This window comes from Empedobacter sp. UBA6305 (genome assembly GCF_002440405.1).
Lineage (GTDB): Bacteria > Bacteroidota > Bacteroidia > Flavobacteriales > Weeksellaceae > Empedobacter > Empedobacter falsenii_B.
Window position 1 is genome coordinate 83,635 of the sequence record NZ_DJTP01000003.1, and the last position, 14,868, is coordinate 98,502.

The window sequence follows — 14,868 nt, forward strand, 5'->3', positions numbered from 1 at the left end:
TTCGGGCGTTTTTTTATGTGCATTGTTAAAAGAATACTATTTTAGCACTCTTCAATTATATCAAAACAAAAAAATGATTGCAATAGCAGATAGTGGTTCTACTAAAACGGATTGGGTAATTTTAGATAGCGACCTTAATGAAGTTTTTAGAACAAGTACAATTGGATTTAATCCGTATTTTGTAACAGCAGAAGATATTACGACTGAATTACAAAAAAATGAAGATTTTGCACCTGTTGCAAATGATTTCGCAAAAATCTTTTTTTATGGTGCTGGAACTTCCAGCGAAACAATGCATGCTGTTGTTAAAGAAGGTTTACAAAACTTCTTTACAAATGCTGAATTTGTAATAGACCATGATTTATTAGCCGCTTGTTATGCCACTTACATGGGAAAACCTGCAATGGTCTGTATCTTAGGAACAGGTTCTAACTCTTGTTATTTCGATGGAACAACAATGCGTGAAGAAACAAAATCTTTAGCTTATATCTTAGGAGACGAAGGTTCTGGAAATGACTTAGGAAAACGTGTATTACGCGCTTTTTATACAAAAAAAATGCCTCCACATTTAGCAAAAGCTTTTGATGATTATTATAAATTATCTGTAGATGAGTTAAATAAAAATGTGTACCAAAATAAATTTGCAAATACATATTTAGCTTCTTTCAATAAATTTGTTGTTGAACATAAAAATGATCCATTTATTCAGAAAATTATTTATGATGCGATGTCTTCTTTTATCGAATATCAAATTATGCCTTACGAAGAAGCTCGTCATTCTGAATTAAATTTTATTGGTTCAATTGCTCATATTTACGAAGATGTTATTCGTTCAGTTGCGGCAGAATATCACTTAACAGTTGGTCATATTATTAGAAAACCAATTGATAATGTTGTTGATTATCACAAAAAATATTTGATTAAATAAGCATGGCAGCTCAACCAAAAATAGCGGTAATTTCTTACAATACTCCTCATCGCAAAACACAAGATGTTTTGCACGGATTAAAAGCTAAAGGTTATCAAAATGTAAAAATATTTGCTTTGCCTTTTGTACAAAGAGAAAATCCGTTCAAACCAATTTATCAACATCGTCCAAGTAAAGCGATTCAAGTAAATTTAGATGATTACTGTAATAATTTTGGTTATAATTTCGATTTGACAACTGCTGAAACGTTGAATAATCAATTAAACGATTATAAAGCTGAATATGTAATTATTGCAGGTGCGGGATTATTACCAGATGAGTTGGTTGACAATCATAAAATTATCAATACACACCCAGGTTTTTTACCTTTGACAAGAGGTTTAGATTCATTAAAATGGGCAATCACAAAAGGAGTCGAAATTGGTGTTACAACTCATTTTGTAGACACAGAAGCCGATGCTGGCTTTTTGATTGAACAACAATATGTTCCTGTTTACGGGAATGATACGTTTCATTCTTTGGCTAATCGTCAATATGAAACAGAAATTGAAATGTTAGTTAATTCGATTGAATTAATACCAACACTTTCAGAATTCAAATCACTTTCATCAAATGAATTTGAAGCGACGCGCAGAATGCCAAAAGCTATTGAAGAAAATTTGATGCAAGCATTTGACACTTACAAAGAAAAATATAAAAGGGATTAAAAATTTTTTAGAAAAAAATTAAAAAGCTAACCGAATTGGTTAGCTTTTTTGTTGAATCTATTTTTTAATTTGATTTTACTATCTTTAATAAAATAATTAAGATGAACAAAGAAAAACCTTTGAGCGAATTAACATTAGAAGAATTAAATGAAAAAAGAAAAAAAGTTAATAAACTTAATCTTAGCATTCAAATTCCTTTATTACTCATTGCAATCGTTTTATTAATTCTGAAGATGACAAACAAATATGATATCAATGTAACATTCGTTATTTTATTATCATGTTCTGTAACTTTTATTCCTCTTATAACAGGTTTAGCGAAAATAAATGCAGAAATCAATACCAGAAAAAAAGCGAATCAATGAGTTTCTTTTCTCTTTTTCCTAAGATGTAAAATTCCTTTGATTGGATTATAAATCATAATAAAAACCATCATTACAATTCCGAAATAAAATAAGGTTCTAAAAATTTGAATATCTGCGATCAACAAAGCTTGATTATACAATTGAGATTTTAGATTGCTTGCTGTCAAACTGATAGACTCATTTACTAAATGAGTTGTATCGTGTTTATTGAATAGATTATTCCATTGTTCTTGAAAAATTGTATTGGTAATATCTAAATTTTTCGTCATCAAAAATTGATGTTTAGTCGTCAAGAAAAGAATTGCATTTTGCATAATCGAAAAACTAATTGTTGACGACCAATAACGCATTGCAACTGCTGCTTGCATGGTATTCATAGAAAAATTAGCATGTACAGAACATACCATATATTGCAAAATTGGCGCAAACAACATTCCTTGTCCCATTCCTTCCATCAACAATGGCGGAATAACTGCATTCGGACGAGTATCTGGAACCAAAATGTAACTAAACCACAACATAGCAAACGTTAAACAAAAAAAACCTCCAAAAAACACATACTTATATTGCGTTTGAAATTGTGTTATGATGTAATAAGCAAACAATGCTCCAATATAAATTCCGGCACAATTATAATATTGTATTTGCAAAACAAACTCCCAATTCCATTTCCAAACAACATTCATCACTTGATAAATGTTACTCATACTCGATTTGAAAATATAAAATGTAAAAAACAACAACATACCTACAATAACTCTTTCGGAACGAAGAATCTCGAAATGGAAAATTGGTTTTTTAGACGTTAATTGTTGCAAAATAAATAAGCCTGAGAAAATAAACATTGCAGCAAACGCAATAACGATATAAAGCGATTCGAACCAATAATATCTTTTACCATAAATCAATAAAAAAGCTCCTGCTATTAATGACATCATCATCAAAAAATAACCCGCCAAATTTAACTGATACAATGGTTTTTTGGGATACAATCTACCATGACTAAAGAGAAAAACATAAATCAATAACGATAAAACATGAAAAAAGATGACAGTATAAATCACCATATTGAAATTATAATTTTCGATGGCAAATTTTACAATAGAGGTTGTATATTTATCAGCCGTCATCATAAATCCATACAAAAACGTATTTCCTAATAATCGTCCATATTCGCCTTTTATACGCGACATAATTAGCGGAACAATAATACATCCTTCGAGATAAGATGTTGTTCCTTGTATCACACGAAGTAAATAAATCAATTGCGTATTTGTTGTCAACGAAATTATTAACATTAATATAATATTGATAATAGTCATAAACAATAAATAAGAGCGAATATTAAAGAACTGAAAAAGCCGTTCGTTAATAAAAAGTCCACAAACAATTGTGGCGTAAGCCAAAGAAAAAATGAATTGTAAATCGTCTACATCAACATCTAGAAATGAAGCTGTAAATGTACTATTCATATTGAAAAGTGAGAGAATCATCACATGCGGAATCAACGCGGCAATGAGAATTGGAAGCACCAATTTTTCTGGTATCCATTTCTTGAAAATGGGATGTTGATTGTGCATTGAGTTATTTATTCAATTTTACAATCAAGTTCAAAACATTCATTCGAAAGTTTGTCTAATTAAAAATATTTTATTGATTTCGTGATTATCTTACCTAAAAAGTAAAAAAAGGAAGCTGCCTGAGAAAAGTCAAAAGGCTAAAATGTGATTCTGAATAATAAATCGTTAAAATACGATGATTCATTTTATAAAAATATAACAAATTTAAAATCAATAAAATACAACTAACATTTATTAAAACAATTAATCATTTTTCGTTTGATTTATTTTGATGGCAAAAGTAAGTGCTAGCGCATAAAAACAAGTTGATTATTTGAGAATAAAATTTGTTCATTTAAGCCATTTATAAATTTAAAAAACTTTAAAATATGACCTTTCTACAGGATAATTTTGATAAAATATTCATTTTAAAAAATTTGTCATAAAAAAAAACGTACTTGATTCTATTAAATCAAATACGCCAATTAAATAAAAAAGTAATATATAAAAATTATTTTAACGATGTAAAAGTCTATTTTTTATCGGTTGATAAAGAATTACAAAAATCGCAGCGATAATTCCCACAACAAACAATGTTCGGAAAATCTCTATATTACTAACCAACAAAGCTTGGTTATACAATTTTGCTTTTAAAGCTGCGGCAGTAATACTTTCTGCTTCGTTTGGAAGATGACTCGCAATATTTTTATTGAACAAACTATTCCATTGTTGTTGGAAAATCGGACTCGTTTTGTCTAAATTTTTGGTCATCAAAAATTGATGTTTAGTCGTCAAGTATAAAATTGCATTTTGCATCAGCGAAAAACCAATTGTTGTCGTCCAAAAACGAATCGCCGTACCTGCTTGCGCCGCACTACCAGTAATAGAAGGATGTACAGAACCTGTAATATACAACACTAATGGCGTAAAAATAACACCTTGCGCAATTCCTTCTAATATCAGCGTTGGCGCTACTGCCTCGACTTTTGTATCTGGATAAAACAAGTAACTAAACCACAACATGCTCATGGCTAAAAGTACAAATCCAAGAAAAAATATTTTTCTAAAATCAACTTTATTTTTAACCATGAAAAATGAAAATACAATACCAATGATGGAACCTGCTACATTAAAATATTGAATCTGCAACACATATTCCCATTGCCATTTCCAAACTGTTGACATGACTTGGTAAATATTGCTCATCCCAGCACGCAAAGTATAGAAAACAAAAAACATTAATATTCCTAAAATGACACGTTCTGATCTGAAAATCTCAAAATGAAACAAAGGTCGTTTGGCTGTTTTTTGATGCAATAAAAATAAGCCACTAAAAACGAGTGTTGATGCAAATGCTGTGATAATAATTGGCGATTCGAACCAATAATATTTTTTCCCATAAATCAAGAAAAACGCGCCAGAAATTAGGGAAATAATCATCAAGAAAATTCCTCCTAAATTTAATTGATACAATGGTTTTTTAGGAAACATTCTGTTGTGATTAAAGAAAAATACATAAATAATTAATGCTACAACATGAAAACTCATAATCGTATACACCATCATATTGTGGTTATAATTCTCAATCGCAAACTTCACGATAGAAGTCGTAAATTTATCACCTGTTAACATTACGCCATACAAAAACGAATAAGCAATCAATTTTGAATGTTCACTTTTAATATTCGACATAATGATTGGCAACAAAATACAACCTTCGAAAAGCGATAAAGGTCCTTGAATAAAACGCAGAATCAAAATCAATTCTGTATTTGTCGTTAATGTCATTCCAAACAATACCAAAATGTTAAGCATGGTCATTGTTAGCAAATAACTTCTGATATTGAAAAAGTGAAAAAATCGAACGTGAATAAATAAGCCACAAACAATAGTGGCATACGCCATCGAAAAAAGGAACTGCAAATCGTCGACCTCCAAATCCAAAAATGATGCTGTAAACGTACTATTCATGTTGAATATAGTCAAAATCATCAAGTGTGGAAATAGCGCAAGGATAAAAATTGGCACAACCAATTTTTGCGGAACCCATTTATTAAATATTGAATTTTGTTGTGACATTTATTTAATTTACTTTTTCTGCGGAAACATTTACATTCATTCCGGTACGTAATTTTTCGTTGTTTTTAGACTCTTTCAGAATTATTTTTACAGGAAAACGTTGTTCAATTTTCACGAAGTTTCCTGTAGCATTATCAGGTTTAATCAAAGCAAACTCAGACCCAGAAGCTGGCGAAAGTGATTCAATTTTTCCTTCAAACTCAATGTATTTGTAGGCATCAGCTTTTATAATAACTGGTTGATCCAAATCGATTTCTCCAATTTGCGTTTCTTTAAAATTTGCAACAATCCATTTCTCTTTCGAAACTACTTGCACCAAGGCCTGCCCTTCTTTTATTAACTGACCTTCTTGTATATTTTTTGTTCCAACCCAACCATCGTAAGGTGCTACAACATAGGTATATGAGAGAATAAGTTTAGCATCGTTCAATTGGGCTTTTCGTTGTAAAATTTGAGTTTTTGCAGGCGCAACTTTTGTTTGTTCTGCAGACGCACTAACATTCACGGCATTACGTTGTTGTTCCAAAGCACTCAAACTTGCTTTTGCTTGTTTATATTTCGCTTCAACTTCTTCAAACTGTTGTACGGTTGCAGCATCTTCTTGCACTAAATTTTTGAAACGATTATAATCTTTTTCAGTTCTCCAAACCTCTATTTTAGCAGCTTCTATATTTGCATTAACAATATTAACATCACTTGATTTTGTATCTACCGCTTTTTCATATGTTAAAACAGATTGCGAAGTCGATTCTAAATTTGCTTCTGCAATATCAATCTGGTTCTGAAATTCTCTATTGTCAATCACAACAAGCGTATCACCTTTGTGTACAAATTGATTTTCTTCGAAATTTACTTTTTTGATAAAACCAGAAACTTTACTCGAAACTGGCGTAATATATTGTCGCACTTGCGCGTCATTTGTATTGACATGTGAACTCGAAAAGAAATAAAACCAAGCTACTGCAGTGATTCCTATGATAATAAAAATCCAAGCAATCGCAGAAAGCGTTCTATTCATTCGTTTTTCTCCTTTTGTCTGTTGTTTTCCCATTTTTATAAGTTTCCTAAAATGTATTGTAATTGATAGTATTTTAATTGTTTGTTAATTTGCAATGAAATCAAATTCGATTGAGCTTCTAAATAAGCGTTATCCGCATCGATAAGTTCTGTAATCAAACTCAATTTGTTGACATATTTTGTTCTAACAATTCGATAATTTTCTTTGGCTTGACCAATTGCATCTTCCGCAATTTTTATTTTATCGATCGATTCTTCTAATCGTTTATTCGCTGCAAAAACATCATGTCGAATTTGTTCTTCTTTCTCTTCTATTTCTAATTTTGCAATTGAAATGTTACGATCTGCGATTTGCATTTTTTGTTTATTCTTGAAAAAATTACTCAACGGAATCGAAACATTTACACCAACAGAACCAAATCTGTACAAATATTCTTCTGGTGGAAAAAACATAAAGTTTGGATAATTATATCCATATTCCGCTCCAGCAGTTATTTTTGGTAATGTATTAGCTTTGGTAATTTTCTTATCAATTTCTTTCAAATTCAAATCATCTTTCGCAATTTTCAAGCTTTCACTTTGATCTATTGCTTCCAAAATCATTTCATCAACCAAACCCAAATGCTCTTCATTTGTAAACAAATCATTGGTGTCAATATGCATTTCTTGATTTTCTGGTAAGGCTAAAATTGTTTTGATTTGATGTTCAATAATCGAAATTTCATTCGCCAATTCTGTAAAAGACATTTTATGATTTGACAATTGCAATTCTGTTCTCAAGACTTCGTTGTAGGTTACCAAACCATTTTTTTTCAAGGATTCTGTTTGTTTAATCACAACCGAATCTTCTCTCATTTTATCTGAAATTAACTTTTGTTGTTCTTGCAAATGCAACGCTTGTAAATAAGCTGTGATGATTTGCATTCTCAATTCTCGTTCATCTTTTCGAACTTGCAGTTTCGAAATATTAGTTTCTATTTCAGATTTTTTCTCATCATTTTTTAATTTACCACCTAAATAAATTGGAATTTCTGCCGAAAGTGTAAAATCGTATTTCACTCGAGGAACAGCATATTTTGTAGAAGGTTTTAGAAAACCGTCTTCATATTGGCGTAAATTACTCAAAACATGAAAACCAGTATGAAAGTCTACATCTGGCAATTTCTCATTTTTAAGATCTTTCTCTTTTAATTCAGCAATATTAGTTTTTAAAGCGCTAATTTGTAATTTTTTATTATTTTGAAGTCCAATTTCAATTGCTTTGCTTAATTTCAGTTGGTTATAGTCTATTTCATTTTGAGCATAACTCAACCCACTCAGCATTAACAACAATGTAAGCAACTGATATTTAACGAATTTAAATATCATTTTGTATTATTTATAAGTCTGTTATTGATTTTTAGTGATGCAAAGTTACATTCAAAACACCTTTACCCTCTTGATAAAAAAAGAAAATAATTTGCTCATTTACGCCAAAATAAAGTAATTTGCAAAAGCAAAAATATTTCACTTTATAAAAGTATAAAACAATGTTGTTTGATCAGTTTTTTTTTAACGAAGTTGACAAATCTAAAGTCCATTTTTACATACAACATGCACATTTAGATACGATAGGAACGCGCGTACATGAACACAAAAAAGCACAATTATTATATGCAGAAGGCGGAATTGTACATGTTTTTGTAAACGACAAACATTGGTATTTGCCTGCGCGTTGTTTTATGTGGATTCCTGCAAATACGCCACATTCTATCTTAACGAATAGTAAAACAGGCGATTTGTATAACTTTTATTTCAAGACCGAAAAAGAAGAAAACGATTTTTATTCGATTACAAATATTTATTACACGAATGAGTTGTTAAGGGAAATGATTTTGTACACCAAAAATTGGAGTGGATCAATTTCGGAAAAAGATCCTGCAAAATATGATTTTGTAAAAGCCATACGATCTATTCTACCCGAAATGGAATCGAACAAATTACCTGCTTTTATTCAGCATCCATTTCCAAAAGATCAGAAACTGATTGATATTGCTCGATTTCTGATGAAAAATATCGAGAAAAACTATACAATAGATGAAGTTGCGCAACAATTTGGTTTGAGCACGCGAACATTATCTCGAAAATTCAAAGATAATATGGGAATTAATTATGTTCGATTTTTACGCGCATTACGTATCACAAAATCATTGGAATTGATTGCTGAAAATAAATACAATATGTACGAAATCGCAATGTTAGTTGGTTATAATTCGTTGTCATCTTTCAGTAATATTTTTCAGAAAGTTTCAGGAATTCGACCAACAGAATATGCGCAATTATTACACACAAAAAAACAATAACTTAAGATAAAAACTATGATTATTAAAGCTTTTGCCGGAAGTAACAGCTCTACTTCTATCAATAAACAACTCGTAACTTATGCTTCTTCTTTATTAAACAAAGATCAAATTGAGATTTTAGATTTAGATGACTTTGATATTCCTACTTTTGATATTGATATAGAAAAAGAACAAGGTTTTTCTGATGAAGTAAAACGATTTTATCAAAAACTTGTTGATTCTGATATTTTACTTATTTCATTAGCAGAACATAATGCTTGCATTACAGCAGTTTTTAAAAGCTATATGGATTGGTGCTCAAGAATTAATTATAAATTTCTTGAAGGAAAAAAGGTCTTCGTTATGAGTACATCTCCTGGTGGTTATGGAGCTAAAAACTCTTTAGAAATAGGTTCTAAATTAATTACAAAATTGGGAGGTGACATTTTAGTCGATTTCTCTTTGCCTAAATTCAACGAAAATTTTGCAGAAGATAAAATCACTAATGAAGAATTAAACAGAGAATTGATTCTTAAAATTGATGAATTTAGAAAAAAAATATAAGTTTTTATCTTTTCCTAACATAGGTCAATAAAATTTATGGTTGCTTGCAATAACTTTGCTTCATCAAAAATGAAAATACTCAATAAGAATATGAAAATTTTAGCTTTCGCTGGTAGTAACAGCAAAAAATCAATCAATAAAGAATTATTAAATTATACTTTAAATCAAATCGAAAATGCAGAAATCGATTTAGTTGACATCAATGATTTCGAGATGCCTATCTATTCTATTGACCGTCAATTAGAAAATGGATTTCCACAAGAAGCGCAGGATTTTTACAATAAAATCAAAGATGCAGAAGGTGTTGTAATTTCTTTGGCAGAACATAATGGAAACTTTTCTGTTGCATTAAAAAATATTTTGGATTGGGTTTCTCGTATCGAAATGCCATATTTGAAAGATAAAAAATTGTTGTTATTAAGTACATCTCCAGGTGCTTATGGTGGAGGAAATGTAATGGAAGTTGCAACAAAATATTTTGGAATGTTTGCAAGCGGAGAAATTGTAGCAAGCACAACTTTCCCATCTTTCAACGATAATTTCCAAAATAACGAAATTGTAAATGAAGAATTAAAAAATAAAGTATTAGCGCAAGTTAGTATCTTTCAAGAAGCTTTAACTATTGTTGAAGCTTAATTGAAAATGTATGTATTAAAAAAAGGTCTTTCGTTCGAAAGACCTTTTTTTTGTTATCAATTTAATTTACATTTATCTCGTAAGTGATATCAATTCCTCCATTTGCAAGCATATCATGTACACTACAATACTTCTTAACCGCTAATTCAGCAGCCTTATTTGCTTTATCTAAATCAATATTTCCTTTTAAGAAAAATTTGATATGAATATTTGTAAAAATATTTGGAATTTCATCTCGACGCTGACCTTCAACCTCAACTTTAATATCTTCAATTTCTTGGCGTTGTTTCTTCAAAATTTCATTCAAATCAAAAACACTACAACTTCCCAAAGCAATCAAAACCAACTCCATTGGGCGAACTCCTTTTCCTTCTCCTCCAATCGATTCAGGTCCATCAATATTTACTTTTACCGAAGAACTTGACGCAGTCGCTTCATAGTGAGAAGCCTGATTTACTCTATTTAATTCAATTTTCATCTTATTTCTTTTAAAGTATAAAAATAATCATTCTCTAAAGATTTATTCTAATATTTGATTGAATAATGATTTTCTGAATAAATTTAGCTAAATTTAAATTCAATTATAGAAATTTTTGAAGTAGATCGAAGCACAAAATAGCAACAAAGGCTGTCTCACGACAGCCTTTATATTTTTTAATCACTTTATAATTTAAACAGTATGATATTTAAAACTTTGTTCGTTTTTAATTGTTTTCACTGATTCGTAAATCAACTCGATGACATTTTTTACATCAGCTTGATGAACCATTTCTACAGTTGTGTGCATATAACGCAAAGGCAACGAAATTAAAGCTGAAGGTACACCACCATTACTATATGCAAAAGCGTCTGTATCCGTTCCTGTTACACGAGAACTTGCAGCACGCTGAAAAGGAATATTGTTTTTCTCAGCTGCATCAATAATTAATTCGCGTACATTATTTTGCACAGCAGGCGCATAATAAACAACTGGGCCATCACCACATTTTTGCTCACCTTCTTTCGATTTTGTAATCATTGGTGTCGTTGTATCATGTGTAACATCAGTAATAATCGCAACATTTGGTTTGATTGTTTGCGTAATCATTTCCGCGCCACGCAACCCTACTTCTTCCTGAACCGCATTTACAACGTATAAACCAAAATCTAATTGATCTTTATTTTCTGCCAATTTACGCGCAACCTCAGCAATCATAAACCCTCCCATTCTATTGTCTATTGCACGACAAACAAAATAACGATCGTTCAATGTAAAAAATTCATCAGGATAAGTAATCACACAACCAACGTGAATTCCAAGTTCAAGAACTTCTTCTTTCGATGTACAACCTGTATCAATCCAAATTTTATCTGGAGTTGGCGCTTCATCTTTTCCTGCTTGACGCAAATGAATTGCTGGCCAACCAAAAACTCCTTTTACAATTCCTTTTTTGGTATGAATATTAACCACTTTAGAAGGTGCTATCATATGATCTGATCCTCCATTACGAATCACATAAATCAATCCATCATCAGAAATATAATTCACAAACCAAGAAATCTCATCAGCATGGGCTTCAATCACAACTTTATACTTCGCTTCAGGATTTATTATACCATAAGCAGAACCGTAATTATCTGTTTTTACTTCATCTACATATGGTTTGATATAATCCATCCAAACTTTTTGTCCTTCACTTTCAAAACCTGTAGGTGAAGCTGTATTTAAATATTTTGTCAAAAAATCCAAAGATTGTTGATCAAACAAATTATTTGTACTCATTTTAGTTTATTTATCTAACAAATGTACTAATTTTAGGAACAATTTTTGAACTAATTCTGATATGAAATTTTATATCTATCATATAACTTTACTACTTACTTTTGTTGGATTATCTAATGTTAATGCTCAAATTTTTGGGTTAGATTTAGGTGGAAAAAATCCTGCACAAGAAATTAAAAATGATTCAATTAATTTAGATGAATTTGCGTTTAATCCTTTAGACACAATACATCTTAATGAAATGAATAGTTATTCGGTTCATTTAAAAACTGATTTAGAAAAAAAATATTATTTATGGCTAAGAAAGCGTGTTCGCGATGTTTGGCCGTATGTAAGATTTGCTGTTAGAGAATATAATTATGTATCAGACACCATTCAAACAATGGATAAAAGACGAGACAAAAAACGTTTTATTAAATCTCGCCAAAAGGATTTGGCTGATCAATTTGAGAATCAATTAAAAAATATGTCAAGTTCTCGTGGACAAATTCTTACTAAATTAATCTATAAAGAAACAAATAAAACAACATACGATATTATAAAAGAATTACGTGGCGGATTGAATGCTTTTCTTTATCAAGCAGCAAGTGGCGCGTTTAATATTGATCTAAAACAAACTTATGATCCAAAGCGAACACGAGAAGATTTGTATATTGCGGTTATTCTTCAACGAGATTTTGCAGACGGAACGTTAAAACCTGTCGACGAAGATTAATTTATCTTTCATACTACCAATTATAATAATATTCTGATTTTTTATTATATTTGATTTAATAAAGGGAAAAACGTGGGAAACAATATAAAAAGAATTGGTGTATTAACCTCTGGAGGTGATGCGCCTGGAATGAATGCGGCCTTACGTGCCGTTGTAAGAGCATGTAAGTACTACGATATCAAATCAGTAGGGATTCGTCAAGGTTACGAAGGTTTGATTAACAATGATATGATTGAACTTGGACCTCGTTCAGTGAAAAATATTATCAATCAAGGTGGTACAATTCTTAAAACTGCTCGTTCTTTAGAATTCAAAACTACAGAAGGTCGTCAAAAAGCATACAATCATCTAAAACAAAATAACATTGATGCTTTAGTTGTAATTGGTGGAGATGGTTCTTTTACTGGAGCAAATATCTTTCATCAAGAGTTTGGTGTTCCATTTATTGGAATTCCAGGAACAATTGACAATGATATTTTCGGAACAGATTTTACAATTGGGTACGATACAGCTTTGAATACTGTAATTGATGCAATTGATAAATTAAGAGATACTGCTACATCACATGATCGTGTATTTTTTGTGGAAGTAATGGGACGCGATGCAGGTTTTATTGCTTTAAATAGTGGAATTGCTTCAGGTGCACAAGATATTTTGATTCCAGAACAACGTGATAGTGTCGAAGAATTATGTTCTTCTTTAGAACGTTCAGAAAAATCTGGAAAAAAATCAAGCATCGTTGTAGTTGCAGAGGGTGAAAAATTAGGTGGAGTTTTTGAATTAGCAAAACAAGTACAAAATCGTCATCCAGAATATGATATTCGTGTAACAGTTTTAGGACACATACAGCGTGGTGGTTCTCCATCTTGTCACGATCGTGTTTTAGCAAGTCGTTTAGGAATTGCTGCTGTCGAAGGTTTACTAGAAGGTAAAACAAATCTTATGGCTGGTATTCGCTCTAATAAAGTTGTATTTACAGCGATAGATGAAGCCATCAAAAAACACAATGAGATTGACGAAGAGTTAATCAAAGTAGCTAATATTTTAGCGATTTAAACATTTAATATAAAGGGAAATTATATATACTATGTCAAAAATTAAAATTGGAATCAACGGATTCGGAAGAATTGGTAGCCTTGTTTTCGGGGTTGCTATTGAGAGAAACGATATTGAAATCGTAGGTATTAACGATTTAGTAGACGTTGATTATTTAGCTTATATGCTAAAGTATGATTCAGTTCACGGAAAATTTAACGGAGAAGTTAAAGTAGAAAACGGAAACTTAATTGTTAATGGACAAACAATTCGCGTTACAGCTGAAAGAGACCCAGCGAACTTGAAATGGGACGAAGTTGGAGCTGATATCGTAATCGAAGCAACAGGTTTATTCTTAACAAAAGAAACTGCAGGAAAACACATTGAAGCTGGAGCAAAAAAAGTTGTTTTAACAGGTCCTTCTAAAGATGATACCCCTATGTTTGTAATGGGTGTTAACCACGAATCTGTAACAGCAGAAGACACAATCGTTTCTAATGCTTCTTGTACAACAAACTGTTTAGCACCATTAGCAAAAGTAATTCACGAAAATTTCGGAATTGTGGAAGCTTTAATGACAACAGTTCACGCAACTACTGCAACTCAGAAAACAGTTGACGGACCATCAATGAAAGATTGGAGAGGTGGACGTAGTGCAATGGTAAACATCATTCCTTCATCTACTGGAGCTGCGAAAGCAGTTGGAAAAGTAATTCCAGAATTGAACGGAAAATTAACAGGAATGTCTTTCCGTGTACCAACTGTTGATGTCTCTGTAGTTGATTTAACAGTTAAATTAGCAAAAGAAACAAACTACGACGAAATCAAAAAAGTAATGTGCGAAGCTGCTGAAGGAGATTTGAAAGGAATTGTAGGATACACAGAAGATGCTGTTGTTTCTCAAGATTTCGTAGGTGATACAAGAACATCTATTTTCGATGCAGAAGCTGGTATCATGCTAAACCCTACTTTCGTTAAGTTAGTTGCTTGGTATGACAACGAAATTGGTTACTCTAACAAAGTAGTTGATTTAGTTCAGCACATCGCAAAGATTTAATTCTTAATTAATAATTAACAAAAAGGCTGTTCTCAATAAATGAATGGCCTTTTTTGGTTTAGACTTCTAAAATTTTAAGAAAATTTTATTCTTTTTTAAGACTTTTTATGACACTGTACCAAA

The 14,868-nt window shown here is 31.0% G+C and carries 15 protein-coding genes; 9 read left to right on the forward strand and 6 right to left on the reverse strand.

Translation table 11 applies throughout. The features are described 5' to 3' along the window. The first annotated feature begins 73 nt into the window (after positions 1-73). The 3 genes from B3M86_RS01090 (at position 74) to B3M86_RS01100 (ending at position 2,000) form a co-directional block, all read left to right on the forward strand. Positions 74-928, forward strand: coding sequence for a BadF/BadG/BcrA/BcrD ATPase family protein (locus tag B3M86_RS01090; protein WP_221855585.1), 855 nt, complete (start codon positions 74-76; stop codon positions 926-928). A 2-nt stretch (positions 929-930) separates the two neighbouring features. After that, positions 931-1,635 (forward strand): formyltransferase family protein, encoded by a 705-nt coding sequence (locus tag B3M86_RS01095; protein WP_286495224.1) that lies wholly within the window; start codon positions 931-933, stop codon positions 1,633-1,635. 101 nt (positions 1,636-1,736) lie between these two features. Then, positions 1,737-2,000 (forward strand): hypothetical protein, encoded by a 264-nt coding sequence (locus tag B3M86_RS01100; protein WP_286495225.1) that lies wholly within the window; start codon positions 1,737-1,739, stop codon positions 1,998-2,000. Here the strand turns inward: B3M86_RS01100 and B3M86_RS01105 are convergent. The 4 genes from B3M86_RS01105 to B3M86_RS01120 form a co-directional block, all read right to left on the reverse strand. Next, positions 1,994-3,580: a hypothetical protein gene (locus B3M86_RS01105; RefSeq protein WP_286495226.1), complete on the reverse strand. Its 1,587-nt coding sequence runs from the start codon at positions 3,578-3,580 to the stop codon at positions 1,994-1,996. The genes B3M86_RS01100 and B3M86_RS01105 overlap by 7 nt on opposite strands. A gap of 495 nt (positions 3,581-4,075) precedes the next feature. Next, positions 4,076-5,638 carry a hypothetical protein gene (locus tag B3M86_RS01110; RefSeq protein WP_115001100.1) on the reverse strand — a complete coding sequence of 521 codons (1,563 nt, stop codon included), beginning with the start codon at positions 5,636-5,638 and terminating at the stop codon, positions 4,076-4,078. A 4-nt stretch (positions 5,639-5,642) separates the two neighbouring features. Continuing rightward, positions 5,643-6,689 (reverse strand): HlyD family secretion protein, encoded by a 1,047-nt coding sequence (locus B3M86_RS01115; RefSeq protein WP_280037837.1) that lies wholly within the window; start codon positions 6,687-6,689, stop codon positions 5,643-5,645. 2 nt (positions 6,690-6,691) lie between these two features. Continuing rightward, positions 6,692-8,023, reverse strand: a complete 1,332-nt coding sequence (locus B3M86_RS01120) for a TolC family protein (protein WP_291049100.1) — start codon at positions 8,021-8,023, stop codon at positions 6,692-6,694. A gap of 161 nt (positions 8,024-8,184) precedes the next feature. Between B3M86_RS01120 and B3M86_RS01125 the strand changes: the two genes are divergently transcribed. From B3M86_RS01125 to B3M86_RS01135, 3 genes are all read left to right on the forward strand, one after another. Next, entirely contained in the window at positions 8,185-8,997 is an 813-nt protein-coding gene (locus B3M86_RS01125; RefSeq protein ID WP_038336064.1) for an AraC family transcriptional regulator, read from the forward strand. 15 nt (positions 8,998-9,012) lie between these two features. Continuing rightward, positions 9,013-9,540 carry an NADPH-dependent FMN reductase gene (locus tag B3M86_RS01130; RefSeq protein ID WP_221855853.1) on the forward strand — a complete coding sequence of 176 codons (528 nt, stop codon included), beginning with the start codon at positions 9,013-9,015 and terminating at the stop codon, positions 9,538-9,540. A 90-nt stretch (positions 9,541-9,630) separates the two neighbouring features. Further along, the gene (locus B3M86_RS01135; RefSeq protein WP_125349252.1) at positions 9,631-10,176 is read left to right on the forward strand and encodes an NADPH-dependent FMN reductase; all 546 of its coding nucleotides are present in this window, start codon (positions 9,631-9,633) and stop codon (positions 10,174-10,176) included. Between the two features lie 61 nt (positions 10,177-10,237). Here B3M86_RS01135 and B3M86_RS01140 read toward each other — a convergent pair whose 3' ends face one another. Together B3M86_RS01140 and B3M86_RS01145 are read right to left on the reverse strand one after the other, a co-directional pair. After that, positions 10,238-10,654 (reverse strand): OsmC family protein, encoded by a 417-nt coding sequence (locus B3M86_RS01140; RefSeq protein ID WP_286495230.1) that lies wholly within the window; start codon positions 10,652-10,654, stop codon positions 10,238-10,240. A 192-nt stretch (positions 10,655-10,846) separates the two neighbouring features. Beyond that, a complete protein-coding gene (locus tag B3M86_RS01145) occupies positions 10,847-11,938 on the reverse strand; it encodes a M42 family metallopeptidase (RefSeq protein WP_286495231.1) in 1,092 nt (363 codons plus the stop codon). 61 nt (positions 11,939-11,999) lie between these two features. On the opposite strand from B3M86_RS01145, the gene B3M86_RS01150 reads away from it, so the two are divergent. The 3 genes from B3M86_RS01150 to gap all read left to right on the forward strand — a co-directional run bounded on the left by B3M86_RS01150 (position 12,000) and on the right by gap (position 14,745). Further along, the gene (locus tag B3M86_RS01150; protein ID WP_291076233.1) at positions 12,000-12,653 is read left to right on the forward strand and encodes a DUF4294 domain-containing protein; all 654 of its coding nucleotides are present in this window, start codon (positions 12,000-12,002) and stop codon (positions 12,651-12,653) included. 72 nt (positions 12,654-12,725) lie between these two features. Then, the gene (pfkA, locus tag B3M86_RS01155) at positions 12,726-13,709 is read left to right on the forward strand and encodes a 6-phosphofructokinase (RefSeq protein WP_260391944.1); all 984 of its coding nucleotides are present in this window, start codon (positions 12,726-12,728) and stop codon (positions 13,707-13,709) included. A gap of 31 nt (positions 13,710-13,740) precedes the next feature. Then, positions 13,741-14,745 (forward strand): type I glyceraldehyde-3-phosphate dehydrogenase, encoded by a 1,005-nt coding sequence (gene gap, locus B3M86_RS01160; protein ID WP_286495233.1) that lies wholly within the window; start codon positions 13,741-13,743, stop codon positions 14,743-14,745. Positions 14,746-14,868 lie beyond the last annotated feature (123 nt).

What these genes read in the sequence shown, in the direction of transcription:
- B3M86_RS01090 (WP_221855585.1), top strand. Translation starts at nt 74, where the DNA reads ATGATTGCAATAGCAGATAGTGGTTCTACTAAAACGGATTGGGTAATT.
- B3M86_RS01095 (WP_286495224.1), top strand. Translation starts at nt 931, where the DNA reads ATGGCAGCTCAACCAAAAATAGCGGTAATTTCTTACAATACTCCTCAT.
- B3M86_RS01100 (WP_286495225.1), top strand. Translation starts at nt 1,737, where the DNA reads ATGAACAAAGAAAAACCTTTGAGCGAATTAACATTAGAAGAATTAAAT.
- B3M86_RS01105 (WP_286495226.1), bottom strand. Translation starts at nt 3,580, where the DNA reads ATGCACAATCAACATCCCATTTTCAAGAAATGGATACCAGAAAAATTG.
- B3M86_RS01110 (WP_115001100.1), bottom strand. Translation starts at nt 5,638, where the DNA reads ATGTCACAACAAAATTCAATATTTAATAAATGGGTTCCGCAAAAATTG.
- B3M86_RS01115 (WP_280037837.1), bottom strand. Translation starts at nt 6,689, where the DNA reads ATGGGAAAACAACAGACAAAAGGAGAAAAACGAATGAATAGAACGCTT.
- B3M86_RS01120 (WP_291049100.1), bottom strand. Translation starts at nt 8,023, where the DNA reads ATGATATTTAAATTCGTTAAATATCAGTTGCTTACATTGTTGTTAATG.
- B3M86_RS01125 (WP_038336064.1), top strand. Translation starts at nt 8,185, where the DNA reads ATGTTGTTTGATCAGTTTTTTTTTAACGAAGTTGACAAATCTAAAGTC.
- B3M86_RS01130 (WP_221855853.1), top strand. Translation starts at nt 9,013, where the DNA reads ATGATTATTAAAGCTTTTGCCGGAAGTAACAGCTCTACTTCTATCAAT.
- B3M86_RS01135 (WP_125349252.1), top strand. Translation starts at nt 9,631, where the DNA reads ATGAAAATTTTAGCTTTCGCTGGTAGTAACAGCAAAAAATCAATCAAT.
- B3M86_RS01140 (WP_286495230.1), bottom strand. Translation starts at nt 10,654, where the DNA reads ATGAAAATTGAATTAAATAGAGTAAATCAGGCTTCTCACTATGAAGCG.
- B3M86_RS01145 (WP_286495231.1), bottom strand. Translation starts at nt 11,938, where the DNA reads ATGAGTACAAATAATTTGTTTGATCAACAATCTTTGGATTTTTTGACA.
- B3M86_RS01150 (WP_291076233.1), top strand. Translation starts at nt 12,000, where the DNA reads ATGAAATTTTATATCTATCATATAACTTTACTACTTACTTTTGTTGGA.
- gap (WP_286495233.1), top strand. Translation starts at nt 13,741, where the DNA reads ATGTCAAAAATTAAAATTGGAATCAACGGATTCGGAAGAATTGGTAGC.